At 62.1% G+C, this 24,066-nt stretch carries 23 protein-coding genes; 12 read left to right on the forward strand and 11 right to left on the reverse strand.

Annotated elements, in window-relative coordinates; all coding sequences use genetic code 11:
- Positions 1-12 precede the first annotated feature (12 nt).
- Positions 13-1,530 carry an MDR family MFS transporter gene (locus ACKJSM_RS01105; protein WP_410236436.1) on the reverse strand — a complete coding sequence of 506 codons (1,518 nt, stop codon included), beginning with the start codon at positions 1,528-1,530 and terminating at the stop codon, positions 13-15.
- Positions 1,531-1,609: 79 nt separating this feature from the next.
- A complete protein-coding gene (gene pobA / locus ACKJSM_RS01110) occupies positions 1,610-2,803 on the reverse strand; it encodes a 4-hydroxybenzoate 3-monooxygenase (RefSeq protein ID WP_410236437.1) in 1,194 nt (397 codons plus the stop codon).
- Between the two features lie 178 nt (positions 2,804-2,981).
- Here pobA and ACKJSM_RS01115 point away from each other — a divergent pair, with 178 nt between their 5' ends.
- Positions 2,982-3,878 (forward strand): helix-turn-helix domain-containing protein, encoded by an 897-nt coding sequence (locus ACKJSM_RS01115; protein ID WP_085610843.1) that lies wholly within the window; start codon positions 2,982-2,984, stop codon positions 3,876-3,878.
- 9 nt (positions 3,879-3,887) lie between these two features.
- Here the strand turns inward: ACKJSM_RS01115 and ACKJSM_RS01120 are convergent, their stop codons facing one another.
- Together ACKJSM_RS01120 and ACKJSM_RS01125 are read right to left on the reverse strand one after the other, a co-directional pair.
- The gene (locus tag ACKJSM_RS01120; protein WP_007953274.1) at positions 3,888-4,064 is read right to left on the reverse strand and encodes a hypothetical protein; all 177 of its coding nucleotides are present in this window, start codon (positions 4,062-4,064) and stop codon (positions 3,888-3,890) included.
- An 86-nt stretch (positions 4,065-4,150) separates the two neighbouring features.
- Complete coding sequence (locus ACKJSM_RS01125) at positions 4,151-5,056, reverse strand: LysR family transcriptional regulator (protein WP_410236438.1); 906 nt, start codon at positions 5,054-5,056, stop codon at positions 4,151-4,153.
- A gap of 115 nt (positions 5,057-5,171) precedes the next feature.
- Between ACKJSM_RS01125 and ACKJSM_RS01130 the strand changes: the two genes are divergently transcribed.
- Complete coding sequence (locus ACKJSM_RS01130; protein ID WP_410236439.1) at positions 5,172-6,050, forward strand: MBL fold metallo-hydrolase; 879 nt, start codon at positions 5,172-5,174, stop codon at positions 6,048-6,050.
- Positions 6,051-6,095: 45 nt separating this feature from the next.
- Positions 6,096-6,710, forward strand: a complete 615-nt coding sequence (locus ACKJSM_RS01135) for an NAD(P)-dependent oxidoreductase (protein WP_236182429.1) — start codon at positions 6,096-6,098, stop codon at positions 6,708-6,710.
- A 92-nt stretch (positions 6,711-6,802) separates the two neighbouring features.
- Here the strand turns inward: ACKJSM_RS01135 and ACKJSM_RS01140 are convergent, their stop codons facing one another.
- A complete protein-coding gene (locus ACKJSM_RS01140; RefSeq protein ID WP_410236440.1) occupies positions 6,803-7,681 on the reverse strand; it encodes a LysR substrate-binding domain-containing protein in 879 nt (292 codons plus the stop codon).
- Between the two features lie 139 nt (positions 7,682-7,820).
- On the opposite strand from ACKJSM_RS01140, the gene ACKJSM_RS01145 reads away from it, so the two are divergent.
- The 6 genes from ACKJSM_RS01145 (at position 7,821) to ACKJSM_RS01170 (ending at position 15,124) form a co-directional block, all read left to right on the forward strand.
- Entirely contained in the window at positions 7,821-9,458 is a 1,638-nt protein-coding gene (locus ACKJSM_RS01145) for a 5-guanidino-2-oxopentanoate decarboxylase (RefSeq protein WP_410236441.1), read from the forward strand.
- The gene (locus ACKJSM_RS01150; RefSeq protein ID WP_410236549.1) at positions 9,458-10,906 is read left to right on the forward strand and encodes an aldehyde dehydrogenase family protein; all 1,449 of its coding nucleotides are present in this window, start codon (positions 9,458-9,460) and stop codon (positions 10,904-10,906) included. Before ACKJSM_RS01145 ends, ACKJSM_RS01150 begins: the two co-directional genes overlap by 1 nt.
- Before the next feature lie 217 nt (positions 10,907-11,123).
- Positions 11,124-12,227, forward strand: coding sequence for an extracellular solute-binding protein (locus tag ACKJSM_RS01155; protein WP_410236442.1), 1,104 nt, complete (start codon positions 11,124-11,126; stop codon positions 12,225-12,227).
- Between the two features lie 71 nt (positions 12,228-12,298).
- On the forward strand, positions 12,299-13,207 hold the full coding sequence (locus ACKJSM_RS01160) for an ABC transporter permease (protein ID WP_236182434.1): 909 nt from the start codon (positions 12,299-12,301) through the stop codon (positions 13,205-13,207).
- Positions 13,204-14,052 carry an ABC transporter permease gene (locus tag ACKJSM_RS01165; protein ID WP_410236443.1) on the forward strand — a complete coding sequence of 283 codons (849 nt, stop codon included), beginning with the start codon at positions 13,204-13,206 and terminating at the stop codon, positions 14,050-14,052. Before ACKJSM_RS01160 ends, ACKJSM_RS01165 begins: the two co-directional genes overlap by 4 nt.
- Before the next feature lie 16 nt (positions 14,053-14,068).
- Positions 14,069-15,124, forward strand: a complete 1,056-nt coding sequence (locus tag ACKJSM_RS01170; RefSeq protein WP_410236444.1) for an ABC transporter ATP-binding protein — start codon at positions 14,069-14,071, stop codon at positions 15,122-15,124.
- Here the strand turns inward: ACKJSM_RS01170 and ACKJSM_RS01175 are convergent, their stop codons facing one another.
- Positions 15,125-16,054, reverse strand: a complete 930-nt coding sequence (locus tag ACKJSM_RS01175) for an AraC family transcriptional regulator (protein WP_339490480.1) — start codon at positions 16,052-16,054, stop codon at positions 15,125-15,127.
- Positions 16,055-16,390: 336 nt separating this feature from the next.
- Between ACKJSM_RS01175 and ACKJSM_RS01180 the strand changes: the two genes are divergently transcribed.
- On the forward strand, positions 16,391-16,744 hold the full coding sequence (locus ACKJSM_RS01180) for a putative quinol monooxygenase (protein ID WP_410236445.1): 354 nt from the start codon (positions 16,391-16,393) through the stop codon (positions 16,742-16,744).
- 43 nt (positions 16,745-16,787) lie between these two features.
- On the forward strand, positions 16,788-17,030 hold the full coding sequence (locus tag ACKJSM_RS01185) for a hypothetical protein (RefSeq protein ID WP_339490482.1): 243 nt from the start codon (positions 16,788-16,790) through the stop codon (positions 17,028-17,030).
- A 4-nt stretch (positions 17,031-17,034) separates the two neighbouring features.
- Here the strand turns inward: ACKJSM_RS01185 and ACKJSM_RS01190 are convergent, their stop codons facing one another.
- Complete coding sequence (locus ACKJSM_RS01190) at positions 17,035-17,664, reverse strand: flavin reductase family protein (protein WP_011335689.1); 630 nt, start codon at positions 17,662-17,664, stop codon at positions 17,035-17,037.
- Positions 17,665-17,792: 128 nt separating this feature from the next.
- Positions 17,793-18,110 carry a hypothetical protein gene (locus ACKJSM_RS01195; protein WP_207983791.1) on the reverse strand — a complete coding sequence of 106 codons (318 nt, stop codon included), beginning with the start codon at positions 18,108-18,110 and terminating at the stop codon, positions 17,793-17,795.
- A 348-nt stretch (positions 18,111-18,458) separates the two neighbouring features.
- On the opposite strand from ACKJSM_RS01195, the gene ACKJSM_RS01200 reads away from it, so the two are divergent.
- Positions 18,459-19,214, forward strand: a complete 756-nt coding sequence (locus ACKJSM_RS01200) for a hypothetical protein (RefSeq protein ID WP_410236446.1) — start codon at positions 18,459-18,461, stop codon at positions 19,212-19,214.
- Positions 19,215-19,361: 147 nt separating this feature from the next.
- Here the strand turns inward: ACKJSM_RS01200 and ACKJSM_RS01205 are convergent, their stop codons facing one another.
- The 3 genes from ACKJSM_RS01205 to ACKJSM_RS01215 form a co-directional block, all read right to left on the reverse strand.
- On the reverse strand, positions 19,362-20,681 hold the full coding sequence (locus ACKJSM_RS01205) for an MFS transporter (protein WP_236182440.1): 1,320 nt from the start codon (positions 20,679-20,681) through the stop codon (positions 19,362-19,364).
- A 273-nt stretch (positions 20,682-20,954) separates the two neighbouring features.
- Positions 20,955-22,283: a sigma-54-dependent transcriptional regulator gene (locus tag ACKJSM_RS01210; RefSeq protein WP_236182441.1), complete on the reverse strand. Its 1,329-nt coding sequence runs from the start codon at positions 22,281-22,283 to the stop codon at positions 20,955-20,957.
- Positions 22,283-24,043, reverse strand: a complete 1,761-nt coding sequence (locus tag ACKJSM_RS01215) for an ATP-binding protein (RefSeq protein ID WP_410236447.1) — start codon at positions 24,041-24,043, stop codon at positions 22,283-22,285. Before ACKJSM_RS01215 ends, ACKJSM_RS01210 begins: the two co-directional genes overlap by 1 nt.
- Between the last annotated feature and the right edge of the window lie 23 nt (positions 24,044-24,066).

Consider the following 24,066-nt stretch of genomic DNA (forward strand, 5'->3'; position numbering starts at 1 on the left):
CATCGGCATCAATCAGCGGGCGCCGTGCTCACGGCCCCGTAACAAGCGGTTCGGCATCGCGATCGCCGCCGCCAGCCCCAGCAGTGACACCGCCGCGCTGACCATCAGCAAATGCCGGAACGTCACCAGCAATTCGGCGCGCAAGGCATCCTGCGCATCGCCGGGCGCGGCGTTCAGGCCGTCGAGCAGCACGTTGCCGGAATGCCCTTCGCTCATCAGCGAGCTGCCGGCCAGGTGGGCGAAGCTGGAATCCTGCAACAACGCCAGCAACAGCGCCGACATCAACGCTACCCCCACCGCGCCACCCAGGGAGCGGAACAGGTTGGTGGTGCTGGTGGCGACGCCGATATCCTTTTGCTCCACCGAATTCTGTGTGCCGACCAGCGAGGTCGGAAACTGCATGCCGCCGGCAATCCCGCTGAGCAACATGAACAGGCTGCTGAGCAACGTCGCATCGGGCGGGCTGAAGGCCATGCCGAGGATCGAGATCGGCATCAGCAGCGCGCCGGACAGAATCTGCGGTTTATAGCGTCCGGTGATCGAGGTGCGGCGCCCGGCGAAATAGGCGCCGATTGGCAACCCCATCGCCAGCGGCAGCAAGTGCAATGCAGCGCTGTCCGCCCCCGCGCCGGTCACGCTCTGAAAGCGCAGCGGCATCAGCACGATCAGGGAAATCGCCTGGAAGCTGCAAAAGAAAATCGTGCACCAGCACAGCAGGGCGCTGCGGTTGGTGAACAGGTGCATCGGCAGCAACGGCTCCCGGGCGCGTCGCTCGTGCCAGACGAACACCGCCAGCACCGCCACCGCGCAAGCGAACAGGCCGAGCACTTCGCTGCTGCGCCATGCATGGCCCTGGCCGACCTGAGTGATCGCCAGCAACAGTGCCGTCAGGCCGATGATCATCAACAGCGTGCCGAGATAATCGATGATTGGTTTGCGCTGGGGAATCGGCAGGCCGATCAGATTGCGCCGCGCTACCCAGAACGCGCCCATGCCCAGCGGCAGGTTGATCAGAAACACCCAGCGCCACGACAGGTATTCGGTCATGTAGCCGCCGAGCACCGGGCCGGCAACGCTGGCCACCGCGTACATGCTTGAGAAATAACCCTGATAGCGCCCGCGTTCGCGAGGCGGGACGATGTCGCCGATGATCGCCTGGCTCACCGAAATCATCCCACCGGCGCCGATGCCCTGGAAAATCCGCGCCAGCACCAGTTGCTCCATGCTCTGGGCCATGCCGCAGAACAGCGAGGCGAGGGTGAACAGGCCCATGCCGAACAGCATCAGTTTGCGCCGCCCGTACAGGTCACCGAGCTTGCCGTAGATCGGCACCGCCACGGTCATCGCCACCATGTAGCCGGAAATCACCCAGGCCAGCAGGCTGACGTCCTTGAACTGTGCGGAAATGGCCGGCATCGAAACGGCGACGATGGTCTGATCCAGCGCACCGAGAAAGATCGCCATCATCAGCGCGACCAGCACGCTGCGAATGGCCGGTTTGGGCGTTTCGGGATGGTTGAGGTGGGTCACGGGCAAAACCTGCGGGCAGTGAGGGTCCCGCAGATCGCCAGGCGAGCGGGGATGCTCGCCAGTGTAAGTCGGTAGGAAGCTATTCGATAGCCTCATAAGGAAGCCCGACGTAATTTTCTGCAATGGTTTTTTGACCGGCCTCCGAGCTGACAAAGTAGTCCAGTTCCGAAGCACAGATGCGCTGGCTGAAATCATCATGCTCGTCGAAGCGGTGCAGCATCGAAGTCATCCACCAGGAGAAACGCTCGGCTTTCCAGACACGACGCAGGCAGATTTCCGAATACTTCTCCAGCAAGTCAGTGCGCCCTTCGCGGTAGACCTTCAGCAGAATCCTGAACAGCGTGCTGACGTCGCTGGCCGCCAGATTCAAACCCTTGGCGCCGGTCGGCGGAACAATGTGCGCCGCATCCCCGACCAGAAACATCCGCCCGTACTGCATCGGCTCGACCACAAAACTGCGCAGCGGCGCGATGCTCTTTTCAATCGACGGGCCGGTCACCAGCTTCTGCGCCAGATCCTCCGGCAGACGATTGCGCAGCTCATCCCAGAAACGCTGGTCCGGCCAGTCGTCGACGTTTTCTTCGGCCGGCACTTGCAGGTAATAACGGGTGCGGGTCGCCGACCGCATGCTGCACAGGGCAAAGCCGCGCTCATGGCGGGCGTAGACCAGTTCATCGTGGATCGGTGGCGTGTCGGCGAGAATGCCCAGCCAGCCGAACGGATAAACCCGTTCGAAGACCTTCAGGCAGTCCTCGGGAATCGACTGCCGGGCCACGCCGTGGAAACCGTCGCAACCGGCGATGTAGTCACAATCGACGCGCCAGGTTTCGCCGTCCTTTTCAAACGTGACATAGGCTTCGTCGCTTTTCATGTCACAGGGGACGACATGGCGGGCTTCGTAGAGGGTCTGGCCGCCGGTCTCCCGACGAGCGGCCATCAGGTCGCGGGTGACCTCGGTCTGGCCGTAGACCATCACGGTTTTTCCACCGGTCAGGGCTTGCAGATCGATGTGCACACGACGCCCGTCGAGGGCCAGTTCGAAACCACCGTGCACCAGCCCTTCGGCGTCCATCCGCTGACCCACACCGGCCTCGCGCAACAGCTCTACCATGCCTTGTTCAAGCACGCCGGCGCGGATTCGGCCGAGCACATAGTCAGGTGTCTGGCGCTCCAGAATCAGGGTCTCGATGCCGGCGTTGTGCAGCAGTTGGCCGAGCAATAATCCGGACGGACCGGCGCCGATGATGGCGACTTGGGTTTTCAGCGTTTTCATTGTTTTTATGACTCGCAAGCTTCACGCGACAATGGCCGGTGAATGATTTTCAGGATTCGAGTGCTTGCATTTTTCCCTTGCGGGTCTGTCAATTGAAGGTGAAAACTGAGCCGATACCTGTACATTCTGCCAATCGGTGCGATTATCGCCCGCAAACCTCGAGGCCTGGATTGAAGTGATGAACAAGCCTGACCTGCCTTCGATTCCGGTGTTCAAGCTCTACGGTGAAAGCCTGGACTGGCCGACCCCTGACTTGCTGCACTGTGAAACCATTTCCAAACGCAGCCGCGAACACCAATGGGAAATCAAACCCCACCGCCACGCCGATTTGTGCCAGTTGCTCTTCGTATTCAAAGGTCAGGCAGAGCTTGAAATCGAAGGCCAACGCACGCAACTGAACGAAACCGCGATCCAGATCCTGCCGCCGTTATCGGTGCACGGATTCCGCTTTTCCGAGGACGTCGAAGGGTTTGTTGTCACCCTCGCCACCCCGTTGATCAACCATCTGCAGGCGCAACTGGGCAGCGCGGTACAGGCCCTGGCTCAGGCCGAAAGCTATCCGGCGGGCAAGGACGCGGATTACCTCAACAGTCTGTTTGCCGCGTTGCAGGCCGAGTACAACGGCCATCAACCGGCACGTGAAATGCTCATGCATTCGCTGGTCAGCGTGATCATGGTCTGGGTCAGCCGTCAGGCGATCCGCCGTCACAACGCCACGCAACGCCCGCAGCGTCAGCGCGAATACCTCAATGGCTTTATTCAACTGGTTGAGGAGACGTACAGACAGCACGTCAAGGTCGAAGACCTGGCCCATCGCCTGGGGATTTCCGTCTCGCACCTTAATGGCACTTGCCGCGAACTGGCGGGGCAACCGGCGTTGCAGATCATGCACGAGCGTCAATTGCTGGAAGCCAAGCGCCTGCTGACTTACACCAGCATGACCATTTACGAGATGTCCGAGGTGTTGGGGTTTTCCGATCCGACCAACTTCACGCGCCTGTTCCGGCGCCGGGTGGGGATCTCGCCAAAGGCGTTCCGCGACCGTTTGAAGGCCGAACAGAACGACGACGCCTGACGTCCTGTGTCAGCGCAGGGCGTTGAGGGTGGCGTTGTGAGGGATGCAGCGCTCGAAATTGCAGCTCGCGTATTCGCGGGGCAGTTGCCGCAGCTGCTCCACGCGCCATGCCGCGGTGCCGTACAGCGCCAGCGTGGCCGCGCAGGTGATGAAAATCGCGAGGTATCTTCTTGTTCTGGTGTTCATGGCGTTGACCTCTGAACGAATACCCTTGGGTACTACTTTCAGCATAGGTCAGCGCCGTGGAGTTGCCAGCGGCTCTGTGAACGGGATTACAACCCGATATCCCATTGCGGGTTTTCGGGAAAGCGCTGCACCAGAAAGTCCAGCATGCAGCGCAACGCCGCCGGCATGTGCTTGCGCGAGGCGTACACGGCGTAGATGTTCATCTGTCGCGGCTCGGCGTGGGGCAGGAGGCGAACCAGTTCGCCGCGGTGTACATGCACCCCGGCCTGGTAGGTCGGCAGCATCGCCACGCCGGCGCCGGCCAGGGTCGCGCGCAGCAGGGTACTGGCCTCGTTGGCGCTGATGTTGCCCTGCACCGGCACCGAGACCGGTTCGCCATCCTCCTCGAAATGCCACAGGCTTTTTCCGAAATAGGAATGGGTCAGGCAATTGTGCCGGCTCAGTTCCTCGACTCGCTGCGGCTGCGGATGCTCTTGCAGATAGGCGGGCGCTGCGCAGACCACTGAACGACAGACCGTCAGGCGCCGGGCAATCAGATTCGGGTCGAGATCATTGCTGGTGCGGATCGCCAGGTCGATGCGCTCGTCCACCAGGTTCACGGTGCGATCGAGCATTTGCAGGTCAATGTTCACCCCCGGATAGGCTTTGACGAACGCCGCCATGGCATCGGCCAGTTGCGCCTGGCCGAATGAAGTGCTGACGCTGATTCGCAGCAACCCCCGAGGCGCATCGGCGGGTTCGCTGACGGCGGCCTGCATGTCACTGGACAGCTCCAGCATCTGCCGACAGCGCGGCAGGATTTCGTTGCCGGCGGCGGTCAGGCTCAACTTGCGGGTCGTGCGGTGCATCAGGCGTGCGCCGACCCAGTCTTCCAGTTCCGCCAGATACCGTGATACCACCGGTCGCGAAAGGTCCAGGTGATCAGCCGCTGCCGACTGACTGCCCAGATCCACCACCGTGACAAACACCCGCATTGCTTGGAGACGATCCATGATTTGCCCGCTTTCAGAAACAAACTATGTCCAAGCATCGCATTTTTTGTAACGAGTCTGGCAACTAAGCTCTGTCCCCATCGCCAAGCACGGCATTCGAACAGCGGAGCAACCCATGATCGGCTTCACCACCCTCAAGCGCGTTTTACTGGCCACCGCCACCCTCGGCTTTGCTGCCCACGCAGCCGCCGCGAACCTGAGCCTCGATGTCTACAACCCGGGCACCCACGCGATCTTCCCGGTGACGTCGGTGCTGGTCAGCGGCGAGAAGGACGCGATCCTGGTGGACGCCCAGTTCGGCAAGTCCCAGGCCGAGCAAGTGGTGGAAAAGATCCGCGCCAGCGGCAAGCAACTGACCACCATCTACATCAGCCACGGTGACCCGGATTACTACTTCGGTCTCGACACCCTGACCAAGGCCTTCCCGGATGCCAAGGTGCTGGCCTCGCAACCGACCGTTGATCACATCAAGCAAACCGTCGACGGCAAGCTCGCGTACTGGGGCCCGAAAATGGGCGCCGACGTGCCGGCCAAAACCATCGTGCCGGGCGTGCTCAAGGGCGACAGCCTGATGCTCGAAGGGCAGAAATTGCAGGTGATCGGCCTGGACGGCAAACAGCCGGATCGCAGCTTCGTGTGGATTCCTTCGCTCAAAGCCGTGGTCGGCGGTGTGGTCGTCGCCGAGAACATCCACGTCTGGATGGCCGACACCCAGACTGCGCAATCCCATGCCGACTGGCTGCAAACCCTGCACTCGATCGAAACCCTGAAACCGAAAACCGTGGTGCCGGGGCACTACCTGGGTGACAGCGCCCGTTCGCTGGCCGCGGTGAAATTCACCGCCGACTACATCAAGGCGTTCGATGAAGAAACCGCCAAGGCCAAGGATTCTGCCGCGCTGATCGCCGCGATGAAAAAACGCTACCCGACACTGGGCGAAGAAAGCTCGCTGGAGCTGAGCGCCAAAGTCGCCAAGGGCGAAATGCAGTGGTAACCCGATTCTGAAAACGCAGCACTCTCACGCCAACTGGAGAATGTCATGAGCAAGATCGCAATTATTGGTGCCACCGGCCGTGCCGGCAGCCAACTGCTGGAAGAAGCCCTGCGTCGCGGCCACAGCGTCACCGCCATTGCGCGGGATACCTCGAAGATCGGCGCCCGCGCCGGTGTGGTCAGCAAGAATGTCGACGTGCTGGACGCCGCCGCATTGCAGGACGCCGTCGCCGGTCACGATGCAGTCATCAGCGCCGCACATTTCGCCACGGTGCCGGCCCATGCGCTGATCGGTCCGGTGAAACAGGCCGGGGTGAAACGTCTGCTGGTGGTCGGCGGTGCCGGTTCGCTGTTGCTGCCGGACGGCACGCGCGTGATCGACAGCGCCGGTTTCCCGGCCGAGTACAAGGCTGAGGCCAGTGCCGGTGCGGCGTTCCTCGAGGCCTTGCGTCAGGAGCAGGAACTGGATTGGACGTTCCTGTCGCCGTCGGCGCTGTTTGTCGAAGGTGAGCGTACCGGCAAGTTCCGCGTCGGCAAGGATGACTTGCTGGTGAATGCCGAAGGTCAGAGCTGGATCACCTTCGCCGACTACGCGATTGCGCTGATCGACGAAGTGGAAACGCCGAAGCATTCGCGTCAGCGGTTTACCGTCGGATATTAAGTCCTGGATCGTTCCCACGCAGACCGCTGAGCATTTCCACGCGGAGCGTGGGAACGATCACCGGTTCTGCGTGGGAACGATCATCAAAGGCTTCAGCGGGTATGAGCCTGCTCCACCAGCCACCCCATCAACTCCTGCAATTTCGCCGACGGCTCCGACGCCGGCGCGACGATGTAATAGCCCAGTCCCGTCTTCACCTTCAGATCGAACGGCATGACCAGTCGCCCGGCATTCAAGTCGTCGCCGATCAACGACCAGTCGCCAATCGCCACGCCCGTCCCGTGGGACGCCATCGACATCGCCTGATCCAGGGTTTCGAAATGCTGACCGCTGCCGATGTTGCTCAATTGCAGTTCGGCGGCCTTGAGCCAGAGTGCCCAGTCGTCATCGGTGTGGGTCGGATGCAGCAGCAAGTGTTGTTGCAGATCCGCTGGTGTGTGCAGGGCGGGTCCACCGTTGAGCAGCGTTGGCGAGCAAACCGGCGTCAGTTGCTCATCGAACAGATGCAGGGTGGCGGGGGAGTCGTGGGGCGCGGAGCCGTAGATCACCGCCGCGTCGAACTGCTCGCGATGAAAATCCACCCCGTGTTGCAACGACGCCGTGAGTTTCACCGGCACGTCCGGGCGCTCGCGCTGCCATTGCAACAGTCGCGGCAGCAACCAGCGCATCACACAGCTTGGGGCCTTGAGTTGCAGGGTTTCGCGCCTGGCACCGATCTGCTCCACCGAATCGCCGATCAGGCTGAACACCTGCTGCACCCGTGGCAGCCATTCGCGACCTTCGGCGGTCAGTTCCAGGCCCCGGGCCAGACGAATGAACAGCTCATAGCCCAGATGTTCCTCCAGCCCGGCGATCTGCCGGCTCACTGCACCCTGAGTGATGTGCAACTGCTCGGCGGCCCGGGTGAAGTTGCAGCACTGCGCGGTGATCAGAAACGTGTGCAGGGCGGGCAGGGGAGGCAGTCGTTTCATGTGGATCCAAGGTATGACGTGAGGACATGGCTAGTATGAGCTTTTATCGATTGTTGCGGCTACGGGTCGCCCGTTTCAATGAGGCCAATCACCGGTTCCTTTAAAGCCCGGTGCCTCAACGAACAAGAAGGGCAAAGACATGGCGACGTGTGGCGAAGTACTGGTCAAGTTACTCGAAGGTTATGGGGTCGAGCAGGTGTTCGGCATTCCCGGGGTGCATACCGTGGAGCTGTATCGCGGGCTGGCCCGTTCGAGCATCAACCACGTCACCCCGCGCCACGAGCAGGGCGCTGGCTTCATGGCCGACGGCTACGCCCGCACCAGCGGTAAACCGGGCGTGTGCTTCATCATCACAGGCCCCGGCATGACCAACATCACCACCGCCATGGGCCAGGCTTACGCCGATTCGATTCCGATGCTGGTGATCTCCAGCGTGCAGTCGCGCAGCCAACTGGGTGGCGGTCGCGGCAAGCTGCATGAACTGCCGAACCAGAGCGCACTGGTCGGCGGCGTGGCGGTGTTCTCCCACACCCTGATGTCGGCGTCCGAATTGCCGGGCGTGCTGGCCCGAGCGTTTGCGCTGTTCCAGGCCGGACGGCCACGTCCGGTGCACATCGAAATTCCGCTGGACGTGTTGGTCGAAGAAGCCGATGAATTGTTGGCCAGCGTGCCGGTCAATATCGACCGCGCCGGTGCTGCGCCGGCCGCCGTGAGCCGCATGACGGATCTGCTGGCCGGCGCCCAGCGTCCGCTGATCCTCGCCGGTGGCGGCGCCATTGACGCGGCTGCCGAGCTAACCGAACTGGCTGAACTGCTCGACGCACCCGTGGCCCTGACCATCAACGCCAAGGGCATGCTGCCGGCCAGCCATCCGCTGCTGATCGGTTCGACTCAGAGCCTGGTGGCGACCCGTGCCCTGGTAGCCGATGCCGACGTGGTGCTCGCGATTGGCACTGAGCTGGCGGAAACCGACTACGACGTGACCTTCGCCGGCGGTTTCGAAATCCCCGGCAAGCTGCTGCGCGTCGATATCGATCCCGACCAGACCGTGCGCAACTATCCGCCACATGTCGCGCTGGTCGCCGACTCGCGCAACGCTGCACAGGCGCTGCTCAGTGCGCTGTCGCACAAATCGCTGGCCGAGCGCCGCAACGATTGGGGTCAGGTACGCGCCGCCCGTCTGCGTGAAGACCTGGCCGCGACCTGGGACGCACCGACCCTGGCCCAGACCCGTTTCCTCGAAACCGTGCTGCACGAGTTGCCGAACGCGGTGTTCGTCGGTGACTCCACGCAACCGGTGTACACCGGCAACCTCACCTTCAACCCGGAGCGCCCGCGCCGCTGGTTCAACTCGTCCACCGGTTACGGCACCCTCGGTTACGCCTTGCCGGCGGCGATTGGCGCGTGGCTCGGCGGCACCCTCGAACACGGCGCGCGTCCGCCGGTGGTGTGCCTGATCGGCGACGGCGGTCTGCAATTCACCCTGCCGGAACTGGCCAGCGCCGTCGAAGCTCGCACACCGGTAATCATCCTGCTGTGGAATAACCAGGGTTACGAAGAGATCAAGAAATACATGGTCAACCGCGCCATCGAGCCGGTGGGCGTCGACATCTACACCCCGGACTTCATCGCTGTGGCCAAGGCTCTGGGCTGCGCGGCCGAGGCGATCAGCAGCGCCGAACACCTGCGCAGTGCCCTGCGCGCCGCCACCGATCGTCAGGGCCCGACCCTGATCGAAATCGACCAGACCCAATGGATGAAGGCGGTGGCCCAATGATGAACTTCCCGACCACACTCGACGGCCTGTACATCAACGGTCAATGGTCTGCCGGGCGCGAGCATCTGCGCGTGATCAACCCGGCCACCGAAGCGTTGCTGACCACGGTCAATGGCGGTGACGAAAGCGCCGTCAATCAAGCGGTAACGGCAGCGACTGAAGCCTTCAAGGGCTGGTCGAAAACCACCGGCTTCGAGCGCGGCGCGATCCTGCGCAACATCGCCAATGGCGTGCGCAACGGCCGCGAACATCTGATGAAGTTGCAGTCGAGCAACAACGGCAAACCGCAGTTCGAAGCAGGCATCGATGTCGACGACGTGATCGCCACCTTCGAGTACTACGCCGAACTCGCCGAAGGTCTCGATGCGAAACAGGACAGCAACGTGCCGCTGCCCAGCGACGACTTCAGCGCACGTCTGCGCCGCGAACCGTGTGGTGTGGTCGGGCTGATCGTGCCGTGGAATTTCCCGATGGTCACCACCGCGTGGAAACTTGCCCCGGCCCTGGCCGCCGGTTGCTGCGTGGTGCTCAAGCCGTCGGAAGTCACGCCGCTGCCGGAGCTGGAACTGGCGACCATCATCGCCGAATCCGGTCTGCCCAAAGGCGTGTTCAACCTGGTGTGCGGCACCGGTCTGGCGGTCGGTGCGCCGCTGTCGGCGGACCCGCGCATCGCCAAGGTTTCCTTCACCGGCAGCAACGCCGTCGGCGTGCAAGTGATGCAACGCGCCGCGGAAACCGTGAAGGGCGTGAGCCTGGAATTGGGCGGCAAATCCTCGTTGCTGATCCTCGAAGACGCCGACCTGGATCTGGCGGTGGAGCTGGCCTGCGGTGGCGGTTTCTTCAACGCCGGGCAGATGTGCTCGGCCACCAGCAGGGTGCTGGTCGCCGATGAAATCGCCGATGAATTCCTGATTCGTCTGAAGGCCCGCGCGGAAAAAATCCGGGTGGCCGATCCGTTCGATCCTGAAGTCGAGATGGGCGCGCTGGTCAATCAGACGCAGTACCAACGTGTGCTCGGTCACATCGACCGTGGCCTCAGCGTCGGAGCCAAGCTGATCTGCGGCGGCAATCGCCCGGCGCATCTTGCGCGTGGATATTTCTTGCAGCCGACGATCTTCACCGAAGTGCCCCTGGACAGTGCGCTGTGGTGTGAAGAAATTTTCGGCCCGGTGATCTGCGTGCGCAGTTTCGCTTCGGAACAAGAGGCGGTTGCCCTGGCCAACGACACTCAGTTTGGTCTGGTGGCGAGTGTGGTGACACGTAACGCAGAGACGGCGGACCGGGTCGCGAACGCCTTGCAGGCGGGGCTGGTGTGGCTCAACGCGCCGCAGGTGATCTTCCCGCAGACCGCGTGGGGCGGCTACAAACAGAGCAGCATCGGCCGCGAGTTGGGGCCGTGGGGCCTGGCGGCATTTCAGGAAATCAAGCACGTGATCCGCGCGCTCTGAATGCCCGAAAAAGGTCAGCGCATGCCTCGCAACGAGGCATGCGCCGGCGTCATGGCTTCAATGAGTTTTTATCGATAGTCAGGTGTTTTGCACGACCTCAGGATGAACCCGCAGACCACGCTCAAGCCCTTTGAAACCGGGCGCTTGAGCCATATCGGTCAAGCAGATGCAAGGGTTGCGACCAGTCTCGTACTTACAAGAATAATGGGAGTCCCAAATGGGCGAGCACGATCTGAACAGGCGTCAATTCATCAAAACCGTCGGCGTGGCCTCGGTGGCTGCGGCGGCCATGAGCATGCCCTTCATCCGGGCCAGTGCCAGCGACACCCGCTTTGCCGGCAAGACCCTGCGCCTGCTGACCTGGTCCGATGACACCGGCCTGGCCGCACTGCGCAATATCGCCGCAACGTTCGAAGCCAAGACCGGTGCCAAAGTGATTGCCGACCGCACCGGCAGCACCTCGGAAATGGTCGCCAAGCTCAAGGCCGGTGGTGACCGTCCGCAGTACGACATCATCACCCTGGCGGGCGTTGGCGCCGAAGGTCTGGCCGCTGCCGGGCTGCTGGAAAAACCTGATCTCAACCGCATTCCCAACCTGGTCGACGTCCCGGAAAAATACCGCACCGGCGCCAACGGTCACGGCATCGGCTACCTGCTGTGGTGCAACAGTCTGGTCTACAGCACTCGCACCCAGAGCAGCGCACCGGATAGTTACGCCGCGCTGTGGGACGCTGATCTGGCGCCGAACATTTTCCTGCCGCCGCCGAACTGGACCGAAGCCATGGACCTGATCATCATCGCCGCCAAACTGGCGGGTGGTGACGAGCACAACATCGAGCCAGGCTTCAAGAAACTCGCGGAGCTGAAAGACCGCGTGGTGACCCTGGGTGAAAACCCCAACCAGATTGCCGAGTTGTTCCGCACCGGTTCCCTGGACATGGGCGGTCTCTACGCTCCCGCGTTTTTCCCCAAGCAGATCCGCGACCCGAACTATGGCCTGGGCGCCACGTTCGGCATGAAGGAAGGTTTCTACACCGACCTGATGCTCTCGGTGATGCCGAAGAACCGTCCGGGCGACACCGACCTGGCCTACGCCTTCATCGACCACTCCCTCGACCCGCTGGTGCAGGGCAAGATGGCCGAAGACATCTTCAACGGCCCGGTCAACGCCAAGGCGATCATCTCCGCCGAAGCGCGCAAGAGCCCGTTCATCCTCACCCCGGAGCAGATCGCGGAGAAGGCGATCATGCACGACAACGCCTTCCTGGCGACCGTGCATGACCAGTGGATTCGTCGCTATACGGAAATCTTTTCTTCCTGACGCCGACCTCCCGGGGCACCGCATGATCGGGGTGCCCGGGAGATTCGTTCTCCATTGACGAGATCATTGCTATGGAACATCAATCCCTGACCCAACCGGTTGGCGCGGGTGACGTGCGCCCGGCGCGAGGTGTTTCGCCGACTGCGCGGGCGTGGTTTTTTCTCACGCCGTCGATGCTGTTTCTCGGCGTGCTGATTGCCGCCAGCCTGCTGGTGCTGCGCATGAGCGTCGGCACCAAAGGCTCGGAGTGGAGCGGTTTCAGCCTGGCCAGCTACGCCCAGTTGCTCGAACCCTACTACCTCAAATCGTTGCTGCTGACCTTGCGTCTGGCGTTGATCAGCGCGGTGATCGCGGTGGTGCTGGCGATCCCGGTGGCCTACACCATGTCGCGCCTGACCTCGCCGTTCGTGCGGCGGATCTTTCTGGCGGCGGTGCTGTTGCCGCTGCTGGTCAACCTGCTGCTGCAAAGCTACGGCTGGCTGGTGATCCTCGGCCCCGGCGGCATGCTCAACCAGACCCTGATGGGTCTGGGTCTGATCAAGCGCCCGATCATGTTGCTGTACAACCAGAACGGTGTGTTGATGGGCCTGGTGCAGACCGCGTTTCCGCTGGCCGTGCTGCCGATTGCCAGCGCCATGCGCGGTGTCGCCCGCAGCTACGAAGAAGCTGCCGCCACCCTCGGCGCCAGTCGTTTTCAAGTGTTCCGTCAGGTGGTGTTGCCAATGAGCCTGCCGGGGATCATCACTGGCGCAACGCTGGTATTCGCCTACAACGCCAGCAGCTTCGTGGTGCCGCTGCTGCTCGGCGGGCGGCGCGTGCCGATGCTGGCGGTGATGGTGCATGACCAGATCGCCCCGCTGATGAACTGGCCCGCCGCGTCCGCTGCCGGGGTGGTGCTGATCGTCACCACGCTCGCCATCATGACCTTGTCCGAATACATCACCGGCCGCCGTCGCCGTCTGCTGGAGGCTTCGCAATGAGTGCCCTGTCCAAGAAGCGTCAGTCGCTGTTGCCGGGCGATACCGGCAAATTGGCCGGCATCCTTTCCGGGTTCATTCTGCTGCTGGCGGTGTTGCCGATCCTGACCATGATCGTGATGTCGTTCAGCGGCGCGTCGAACCTCGACTTCCCGCCGAGCAGCTACAGCCTGCAGTGGTACAAGGCGGCGTGGCACACCTTCGTCTCGCCCGATGCCAGCGATGTGCTGAGCCTCGGCCAGGCCATGGGCACCAGTTTGCTGGTGGCGTGCCTGACGATGATTTTCGCCACGCTGATTGCGGTGCCGGCGGCGTACGCGCTGACCCGTTGCGAGTTCCGTGGCAAGGGCGTGGCGCTGCAATTGATGTCGCTGCCGCTGGTGTTTCCGATGGTGGTGCTGGGGCTGGCTTTGCTGCTGGTGTTCGACAGCCTGCCGTTCCACATGACCACCTCACGGCTGGTGATTGCCCACGTGATTCTGGCGCTGCCGTTCGTGGTGAAGAACTGCACCGCGGCCATGCTTTCGATCGGCAGCGAAGTCGAAGAGGCGGCGCAAATGCTCGGCGCCTCGCCGCTGCGCGCCATCGTCGATGTGGTGGTGCCGTTGATGAAGTCGGGGATTCTGGCGGGGATGCTGCTGGCGTTCATCGTCTCGTTCAACGAATTCACCGTGACCTATTTCCTCTACACCATCGACGTCATGACCGTGCCGATCTGGATGTACAGCCGCACCGTGTCATCGCTTGACCCTACCGTGTTCTCGTTTGCCGTGCTGATCGTGCTGATCGACTTCGTCCTGATCTGGGCGCTGGAGAAGCTGGTCGGTGAAGGCGGCGTTTCGTTCTGATTTCTTGAGGTGAGTTATGTCTGGTCTGATTCTGGAAAACGTCGAGAAACACTACGGCTCGGCCTGCGCGGTAAAGGAGGTCAACCTGCATTTGCCCGAAGGCAAACTGGTGTGCTTTCTCGGCCCGTCGGGCTGCGGCAAGACTACGCTGCTGCGAATGATCGCCGGGCTGGAAACCCTCACCGGCGGCGAGATCCGCCTGGACGGCGAGGACATCGGCCGCACCCCGGCGCACCTGCGCAACTTTGGCATGGTGTTCCAGTCGCTGGCGCTGTTCCCGCACATGACCGTGGGCGAGAACATCGCCTATCCGCTGAAACTGCGCGGCGTGAGCAAAGCCGATCAACAGGCGCGGGTGGTGGAGTTGCTGGAGCTGATCCAGCTGCAACCGATGATCGATCGCCCGGTGGCAAAACTGTCCGGCGGTCAGCGCCAGCGGGTGGCGATTGCCCGGGCAATTGCCTCGCACCCGAAAATCCTGTTGCTCGACGAACCGCTGTCGGCGCTGGATGCCAAGTTGCGCGAGTCCATGCAGGTGGAAATCCGGCAACTGCAACAACGCCTGAACATCACCACGATCATGGTCACCCACGATCAGCGCGAAGCCATGACCATGGCCGATATCGTGGTGGTGCTGGGCGAGCATCGTGTGCAGCAGGTGGGCACGCCGATTGAAATCTATCGGCATCCGGCCAACGAATTCGTCGCGGACTTTATCGGCTCGGGGAATATTTTTTCGGCCACCGCACTGGGCGATGGCAAGGTCGTGCTGCCGGGCGGCGATGCGCTGCAAGTGCCGATCTGCAGCAGCATCGTGGTCGGGCAAAAAGTGAAAATGCTGATCCGCCCCGAAGACCTGCAACTCTCAGCGCCGCAGGCCACGGCGGGCAATCGCTTGCTGGGCAAGGTGACGTTCGTGCGGGATATCGGCGCGACCATCGAGACCACGGTGGAATGTTCCGGCGTGACCTTCACGGCGCTGAGCACGCCGTGTCAGGGCATCGGGCTGGGGATCGGGCATCCGGTTTCGGTGACGTTGCCGAGTGAGGCGTGTCGGGTGTTGGGCGCCTGATCAGACACTCAATCTCAGGCGCGCCAGATCCCGCAATGGCGGCGCGCCAAACAACCGGCTGTACTCGCGGCTGAACTGCGACGGGCTTTCATAGCCCACGCGATACCCGGCCGCCGACGCCTCCAGCCCTTCGGTCAGCATCAGGCGCCGCGCCTCTTGCAGGCGCAGCTGCTTCTGATACTGCAACGGGCTCATCGCCGTCATCGCCTTGAAACGGTGATGCAGGGTCGAGACGCTGAGGTTCACTTCCTTCGCCAGATCATCAATGCGCAGCGGCTGTTCGAAGTTGCCGTTGAGCCATTTGATCGCCTGGCTGATGCGGTGACTCTGGCTGTTGGCGATGGCGATTTCGTACAGGCGATGGCCCTGCGGGCTGCGCAGCAGGCGATAGAGAATTTCCCGGCGGATCAGCGGCGCGAGCATGGCGATGTCTTTCGGCGCGTCGAGCAGACGCGCCAGACGCAGCACCGCATCGAGCATCGCGCTGTCGATTTTTTCCACATACAAACCACGCCCGGTCGGTCGGGTCGGTACGCCCATCGGGCCGGCGTCGGCGATCAGCGCGGTGATTTGCGCAGGATCAATGTCCAGGCGCACGGCGAGGATCGGCTCTTCGGGCGAGACATTCACCACCCGCCCGCTCAACGGCATCGAGACCGACACCACCAGGTAATTGAGCGGGTCGTAATTGAAGAGTTCGTCCGCCAGCCGTACCTCTTTGCGCCCCTGGGCCATGATGCACAGCGCCGGTTGCGCGAGCACCGGGGCGAAATCGTGGGATTTTGTGTGGCGCGACATGAACAGTGAGTCGACGGCGGTGGCATAACTGCCATCTTCGGATGTGTTGCGGCGAATGATGGCCGCCAGTTCCGCGCGCTGCTTTTCCATGTCGGCATCGGCTGGCGCTTGAAAACGATCGAATGACGTCACGTGCGGCATCCTCGGCAAAGTCGGTGGAATGGGGCAGAGCATAAGTTTGTGCAAGCCAGGGCGGTAGACACATCCTGCGAAATGCTTGCCTGATCCTGCATTGGGTTGTTGGCCCGTCCAGCCATAGCAGGACGCAGGTCGTCAGCGTTGCCCGAAACCGGTGTGACAGGACGGTGACAGGAATTCACGACTTGTTACAGGTCTGTAAGACAGTCTCGCAGGATTGTGCAACGCGACGGCAGGAATCGACTAACGGCGAACAGGGGGCCGCCCTTAACCTTCAATCCTGTCGCAGCCCGTTCCCGGCTGCCACGCGACTCCCTGGGAGGGTTGAACATGTCCAAGCAGATTCCCGTCAGTCATATGGCCTTCGTTCGAGCGCGTGCCGGACGCTCGGCGGAACTCGGCATGCGCCTGAGCGCCCTGATCGAACCGTCCCGCGCCGCCCCCGGTTGCCTGAGCTTCTCCTTGCAGCATTCGCAGTGCGATCCGGATTTGTGGCTGGTCTCCGGTTTCTGGACCAACCAGCAATCGATGACCGCGTACTTCAGCAGTCCGGCGATGGAAATCTTTGCCGAGCTGGTGCAGGACCTGGTGGTCAACAGCCTGGATTTCCACACGTTCAAGGAAGTCTCGGCTGCACAGGCCGTAGGGCAATGCACTGCGCCGATACACAAACTCGCCGGTTGAATGTTTAATGTCCGGCTTATCTGACTGAGCCAGGACCTGCGATATGGCACGTAAAGAGTTCGAACACTTCGAAGCGGTTTCCGCTGTAGTCCCCGTCGAGTTGGGCGGCAACAAGGGTTATCACGCGGCAATCGCCGTCAAGGCCCTGGTCGACGGCGGCGCCCCGCGCTTTCACAAACTGCTGAACGATCGGGTTTTTCCCGGCGCCATCGCGGCCGATGACGCCGCGATCAATGAGCTGGACAAGCTCAAGGGCGTCACCGACGACGCCGAGCTGATCTGGTAACCGCTTACTTCGTCGCGCCCGGGCGCCACATCTTGAACAACGCCTCCGGCCCCAGCTGGAAATAGTCCGCCGGCCCGCCGCCCCGCAGAATCGGTTCGGCGGCGGCGGTGTCGTAGATCCCGTCCTTCAACAGCCATTTGGCAATGTGCACGGCCACCACTTCGCCGAGCACCAGCCAGCTCGGCACGGTCTCGCCGTCGGCGCGCTGCAACTGAATGATCTGGGTGACCTTGCACTCGAAGGACACCGGGCTTTCGGCCACGCGCGGCACAGCAATCACCTTCGACGCCACCGGCGTCAGCCCCGCCAGTTCAAACTCATTGACCTCGGGCCCGACCATCGCGCAACTCTGGTTCATCTGCTCGGCCAGCGGGCGGGTGGCGAGGTTCCAGACGAATTCACCGGTCTGCTCGATGTTGTTCAGGCTGTCTTTGCGACCGACGCTGGAGAACCCGATGATCGGCGGAATGTAGTTGAACGCGTTGAAGAAACTGTAGGGCGCCAGGTTCAGCCGGCCCTCGGCATCCTGCGAAGAAATCCAGCCGATGGGACGCGGGCCGACGATGGCGTTGAACGGATCGTGGGGCAGACCGTGGCCGTTGGCCGGTTCGTAGAAATGGATGTCATCGGGCATGGCGGGGTGTTCCTGAAGGCTTTTATAAGCGGCCAATAGTGCAAGTCCGGTCCGCGAAGATCAAATGCCGACCTTTAGAAATGAACAAGCCCGGCAATGGCCGGGCTTTGGTGTCTGCATTCTGCCGATCAGCTAATGGCTGCAGCAGTACCGGTTTTATCGAAACCGTCAGCAGCAATGGCATTGGCGGTGCCAGTTTTGTCGAAGCCGTCGGCAGCGATGGCATTGGCAGTGCCAGTCTTGTCGAAGCCATCGGCAGCAACCGCTTTGCCGACGTTGGTTTTGTCAAAACCATCAGCAGCGTAGGCACCCGAGTGGCTGGTTTCGATGGCAGCGCTGGCGCCGGATATGAAATCGGCGGATTTGGTCTTGTCCGAGCCATCGGCGGCGAAGGTGTTGGCGGCCAGTACGGACAGGGTCAGGGCGAGGATCAGTTTGGTTTTCATGGTCGTTCTCCAGATTCGAAATTGGTTGGCGATGTGTTTCGCATGGGGTTTATGCTACGCCAACTAAATTGATTAAAAAGCGCAAAATAATGCTAAAAACAATCGATTAACTCGATATTAAGGGCGGCGCATTCAAATCGCTTTCGTCGTCGGAGCGAGCGTCGCGCAGGTCATCGATCAGGTAGGTGCAGGATGCGGCAGAGGCATTAACCGGTGATTAATCGCCGCTTTTGGGGTGTGTGACAGATTTTTCATACATTCCCGACCGGTTTTTCACCCTCGTAACGCCAGTCTGCCGGCGGCCAGAAAACCAAGAACCGGCCGTCACACACTGGAGCTTTACCTGCAATGAACAAACTGCCCCAAATCACCCTGGCCTTCTGGGTCATGAAAATCTGCGCGACGACCCTGGGGGAAACCGCGGGGGATTTGCTGTCGATGACCCTGAACGTCGGCTACGCCATGAGCTCGCTGATCCTGATCAGCGTGTTCGTCCTGACGCTGATCACGCAGCTGATGTCCAAGACTTACAAGCCGCTGCTGTACTGGATCGTGATCCTGTCGACCAGCACCGCCGGCACCACCATGTCCGACTTCATGGACCGCACGCTGGAGCTGGGTTACGCCACAGGTTCCATGATCCTGATCGCGATCCTGCTGGCGATCTTCGCGGCGTGGCGCCTGAGCGGCGATTCGCTCAACGTCACCAAAGTGCAGAGCTTTCGCGGCGAGATGTTCTACTGGATGGCGATTCTGTTCTCCAACACCCTCGGCACCGCGCTCGGCGATTACCTGGCGGACGACTCGGGCCTGGGCTTTGCCGGTGGCGCGCTGCTGATCGGCTCGGCGATTGCTGTGGTCGTATTGCTCAAGTACTTCACGAAGATTTCGTCGGTTGCGCTGTTCTGGGTGGCGTTCGTGCTGACCCGGCCGTTTGGCGCGACCCTGGGCGACTTGATGACCAAGTCCCATGAGAAGGGCGGTCTGGACTTCGGCACCATCGGTTCGTCGGCGGTGCTGGCGGGGATTCTGCTGGTGATGATCGTGGGCGCGTCTTATGCGCAGAAGCGCTATGGCAAGCCGCAGGCTGCCGAGTTGACCTGATACCGGGCTGCCCCAATCGCTGGCAAGCCAGCTCCCACATGATCGGTGATGTTCACAAACTTTGTGTACTCCACCTGACCCTGTGGGAGCTGGCTTGCCGGCGATAGGGCCTTCACAGCCACTGTTGCAGTGGCTGCATAAACCCGATCAGTCAGTGACGATGCGCGAGTGTTTCCGGGTGTCTTTCATGGTGATGTACACCAGCAGGGACACCGCGATGCAGGCGGTCACGTACCAGTAGTAGCCGGTTTCCATGCCGATGCTCTTGAACCACAGCGCGATGTATTCGGCGGTGCCGCCGAAGATCGACACGGTGAGCGCGTACGGCAGGCCGACGCCCAGGGCGCGGATTTCGGTCGGGAACAGCTCGGCTTTCACCACGGCGTTGATCGAGGTGTAGCCGCTGACGATGATCAGCGCCGCCATGATCAGGAAGAACGCGCCCCACCAGGTCTGGATGGTGTGCAGGGTCATCAGGATCGGCACGGTGAAGATCGTTCCGAGCACGCCGAAAGCGATCAGGATCGGGCGACGACCGATCTTATCGGACAGACCGCCGATGATCGGTTGCAGGCACATGAACAGGAACAGTGTGGCGGCGGAAATGGTGGTGGAGTCGGAGATGCTCATGCCGACGGTGTTCACCAGGTATTTCTGCATGTAGGTGGTGTAGGTGTAGAACGCCAGCGTACCGCCCATGGTCAGGCCGACCACGGTGAGCAGTTCCTTCGGATGACGGAGCAAGGTGCGCATGGCGCTTTCCTTGGACTTTTCCTTCTTGGTGAACGACTCGGTTTCTTCCATGCCGCGACGCAGGTACAGCGCCACGATGGCGCACAGCGCGCCGATGGCGAACGGAATACGCCAGCCCCAGGCGTACAGCTCTTCGGTGGTCAGGAACTGTTGCAGCACGATCAGCACGCCCAGCGCGATGAGCTGGCCGGAAATCAAAGTCACGTACTGGAAGCTGGAGAAGAAGCCGCGACGATCCTTGGTCGCCATCTCCGACAGATAAGTCGCCGAGGTGCCGTATTCGCCACCGACCGACAGGCCTTGCAGCAGGCGGGCGAACACCAGCAGGATCGGCGCGCCGACACCGATGGTTTCATAACCCGGGCTCAGGGCGATGATCAGCGAGCCGAAGCACATCAGGTAAACCGAGGCCATCAGGGCTTTTTTGCGTCCGACCTTGTCGGCGTACAGGCCCATCAGCCAGCCACCGATCGGGCGCATCAGGAAGCCCACGGCGAAGATCGCGGCGGTGTTGAGCAGTTGGGCGGTGGTGTCGCCTTTGGGGAAGAAGGCTTTGGCGAAGTACAGCGAGAAGGCGGCATAGACGTACCAGTCGTACCACTCGACCATGTTGCCGACGGAGCCGCTGAAGATCGACTTGATGCGACTGGCGGTGGTTCGTTCTTTGGCCGGCACGGCAGCCGACCCAAGGGGCAGGGCGTTGGAGTTATCCATTGAAGGATCCTTCGTTTAATTGTTTTTGTGGAGCGCGTTGAAACGCAGCCTGCGAGGGCTATAGCAGGAGCTGTGCCAACGGGGGGAAGGCCGGTTTAGAGGGGCTGGGCAGATGGGTTGAGCGGTTTTTTGCCGATGGTCCGGAATGAGTAAGCGGATTTTCGCCTATCTGATCGTTCCACTCTGCGTGGGAATGCAGCCCGGGACGCTCTGCGTCCCAAAGCGGACGCAGAGCGTCCATTGAGGTATTCCCACGCGGAGCGTGGGAACGATTCATTCGGGTACGAACATTTCCCGGGTCAGACCATGGCGCTGCATCTTTTCATTGAAGGTGCGACGCGGCAGTTGCAGTTCCTCAAGGACGGCTTTCACATCCCCCTTGTGCCGGGTCAAAGCGGCACGCAGGCACTGCGCTTCAAACGCCTCTTGCTGCGCCGCCAGCGACTGCCCCGGATCGATGCCGTGCACCGGTTCATCCAGCCCCAGCACCTGCCGCTCGGCGACGTTCGCCAACTCGCGAACATTGCCCGGCCAGTCATGACTCAGCAGGTGGCTCAATTGCGCGCCACTGAGCGGCGCAAAGGTCCGGCCCAGTCGCTCGGCGGCACTCTGGGCGAAGGACTCGAACAACAGCGGAATGTCCTCGCGACGATCACGCAATGGCGGCAGGCGCAATTCGGCGACGTTCAGGCGATACGCCAAATCCTCGCGAAAACGCCCGGCCCGCGCTTCATCCAGCAAATCGGGTTTGGTCGCGGCGACGATGCGCAAGTCCACCCGAATGCTCTGGTTCGACCCCAGCCGTTCCAGCTTCTGCTCCTGCAACACCCGCAGCAGTTTCACTTGCTGGGCCAGCGGCATGCTTTCGATTTCATCAAGAAACAGCGTGCCGCCATCGGCGTATTCCAGCTTGCCGATGCGCTTGCCCGAGGCCCCGGTGAATGCGCCGCTCTCATGTCCGAACAATTCGGCTTCGAACAGTTGCTCGGGGATCGCCGCGCAGTTCAGCGCCACGAACGGCTTGTCGGCGCGCGGGCCGAAGTCGTGCAGGCAGCGGGCGACCAGTTCCTTGCCGCTGCCGGTTTCGCCACGGATCAACACGTTGACCGGCAGCGTCGCCAGATCCAGCACCTGCCGGCGCAAGGTCTGCAAGCCACGGGACACACCCAGCAGCGTGGCATCGAGTCTGGCGCGGTTATCGGCCTGTTCGTGCAGGGCGCGGTTTTCCAGCACCAGCCGACGCTTGTCCAGCGCCCGGCGCAGGCTGCCGAGCAGGGTTTCGGGGCTGAAGGGTTTTTCCAGAAAGTCGTAGGCGCCGTCGCGCATCGCTTCGACCGCCATCGGCACATCGCCGTGGCCGGTCAGCAGAATCACCGGCAGGTCGGCATCGCGGCGCTGCACTTCGGCCAGCAGCTCAAGACCGCTGAGGCCCGGCATGCGCACATCGCTGAGGATCACCCCGGCAAAGTGCTTGGGCAGCGCTGCCAGACATTCCTCGGCGCGGCTGAACAGCTGCACCTGGAACCCGGACAGGCTCAGCCATTGTTCGACGGCACTGCGAATGCTGCTTTCGTCATCGACCACCATCACCGAATTGAGCATCAGATGTGTGCCTCCAGATCGATCGGCAAGGTCAGGCTGAACACCGCACCGTTGTCACCATTCTCGGCGCACAGGCGCCCGCCGGACTCATGGACGATGGCGAAGGAAACCGCCAGCCCCAGACCCAGCCCGTCACCCACCGGTTTAGTGGTGAAGAACGGATCGAACACCTGACCCAGATGAGCTTCGGCGATGCCGCCGCCGTTGTCGATAACGCTAAGGCGCCACAGTTGCTCGTCGACTTCCAGGCGGATTTCCAGACGCTTGCAAGGCTTGCCCTGCATCGCATCGAGGGCGTTGCGCAGCAGGTTGATCAACACCTGCTCCAGGCGAATGGCATCGCCGCGGACCCACGCCGGACGGGTCAGGTGCAGCACCAGGCTGACCTGTTCATCGCGCAGGCGCGCATCGAGCAATTGCAGGGCCTGATCGACCACCGTCGCCAGATCCAGCCGTTCGCGCAGGCCGCTGGGGCTCTTGCGGGCAAAGGTTTTCAGGTGGCCGGTGAGGGCGGCCATGCGCGTGAGCATTTCATCCACCGGTTTGAGCGCCTTGTAGGCGTCATCGACCCGACCGTGATCGAGCAGCAGCCTCAGAGTTGCAAGCTGCATGCGCTGGGCGGTCAGCGGCTGATTGATTTCGTGGGCCAGCGCCGCGGACATCTGCCCGAGTGCCGCAAGCTTGGCCGACTGCACCAGACCGTCCTGCGCCGTGCGCAAATCGCGGGTACGCTCCTCGACCAGTTGCTCGAGCTCTTCGCGGCTGCGCTGGCGCATCTTCGCCAGACGCCAGCGCTGATTGAGAAACAGCAACAGGAACACCAGCGCCAGCCATACCCCGGCAGCGGCGAGGCCGGCATTGCGCTGGTCTTCGAAGGACACTTGCGGGCGGCGCAGCAGATGCAGCGTCCAGCCTTCGGCGGTCAGCGGCAGCGATTCCCACAGGTAATCCGCCGTGCCTTGCGGGCCTTCGACGCGGCGCAGATCACTGTTGTCGTCGAAGCTGCGCAGCGCCAGATGCGTCAACGGCACCAGCGACTGTTTATCGTATTGGCGGGTGGCCTTGATCTCGCGGTAATCGGCCGGACTCAACGGGTGTAGCAGGCGATAGCGCCAGCCGGGCTGGTTGGCGATGAAGATGATCCCGCGCGCATCGCTGACCAGCAGGGTGTCACTGCCCTGGCTCCATTCGCGTTCAAGTTCGGGAAATTCGAGCTTGACCACCATCGCCCCGAGGAACTCGCCGTTGTCGCCGAGCACCGCGCTGGACAGGAAGTAACCGGGGATTCCGCTGGTTACGCCGACCGCGTAGAAACGCCCGGTGCCCTGAGTTCGGGTCTGGCTGAAATAGGGACGGAATCCATAGTTGTGGCCGACATAACTGCTGGGCAGACGCCAGTTGCTGGCGGCCACCGCGAGCCCGGTGCGGTCGAGCAGTTCCAGGGTCGAGGACTGTGCGGCGCCGTTGATCTTTTCCAGCTTCAGATTGAGCGCCGTTTGCTGTTCGGCGCTCACGGGACCGGCCAGCGCCGCACGCAATTGCGGGTCCAGTGCGAGCACGGCGGGCAGGGCGCGATAGCGGTCGATCAGGGTGTGCAGCGAGTTGGCGTACAGCGCCAGTTGCTGATTGGCCCGGGCCGCGTCTTCTTCCAGCGCCTGGCGCTCGGCGTGGCGGATCGCGAGCGTCGCGGCAAGCGCGGCGCCGGCGATGATCAGCAGGGAGTACAACGACAGACGCAAGGTACGGGAAGTCGGCAGCATGCTGGGTTAACGGGTGGCAGGTC

This window comes from Pseudomonas sp. PHC1 (assembly GCF_046487845.1).
Classification (GTDB): Bacteria; Pseudomonadota; Gammaproteobacteria; order Pseudomonadales; family Pseudomonadaceae; genus Aquipseudomonas; species Aquipseudomonas sputi.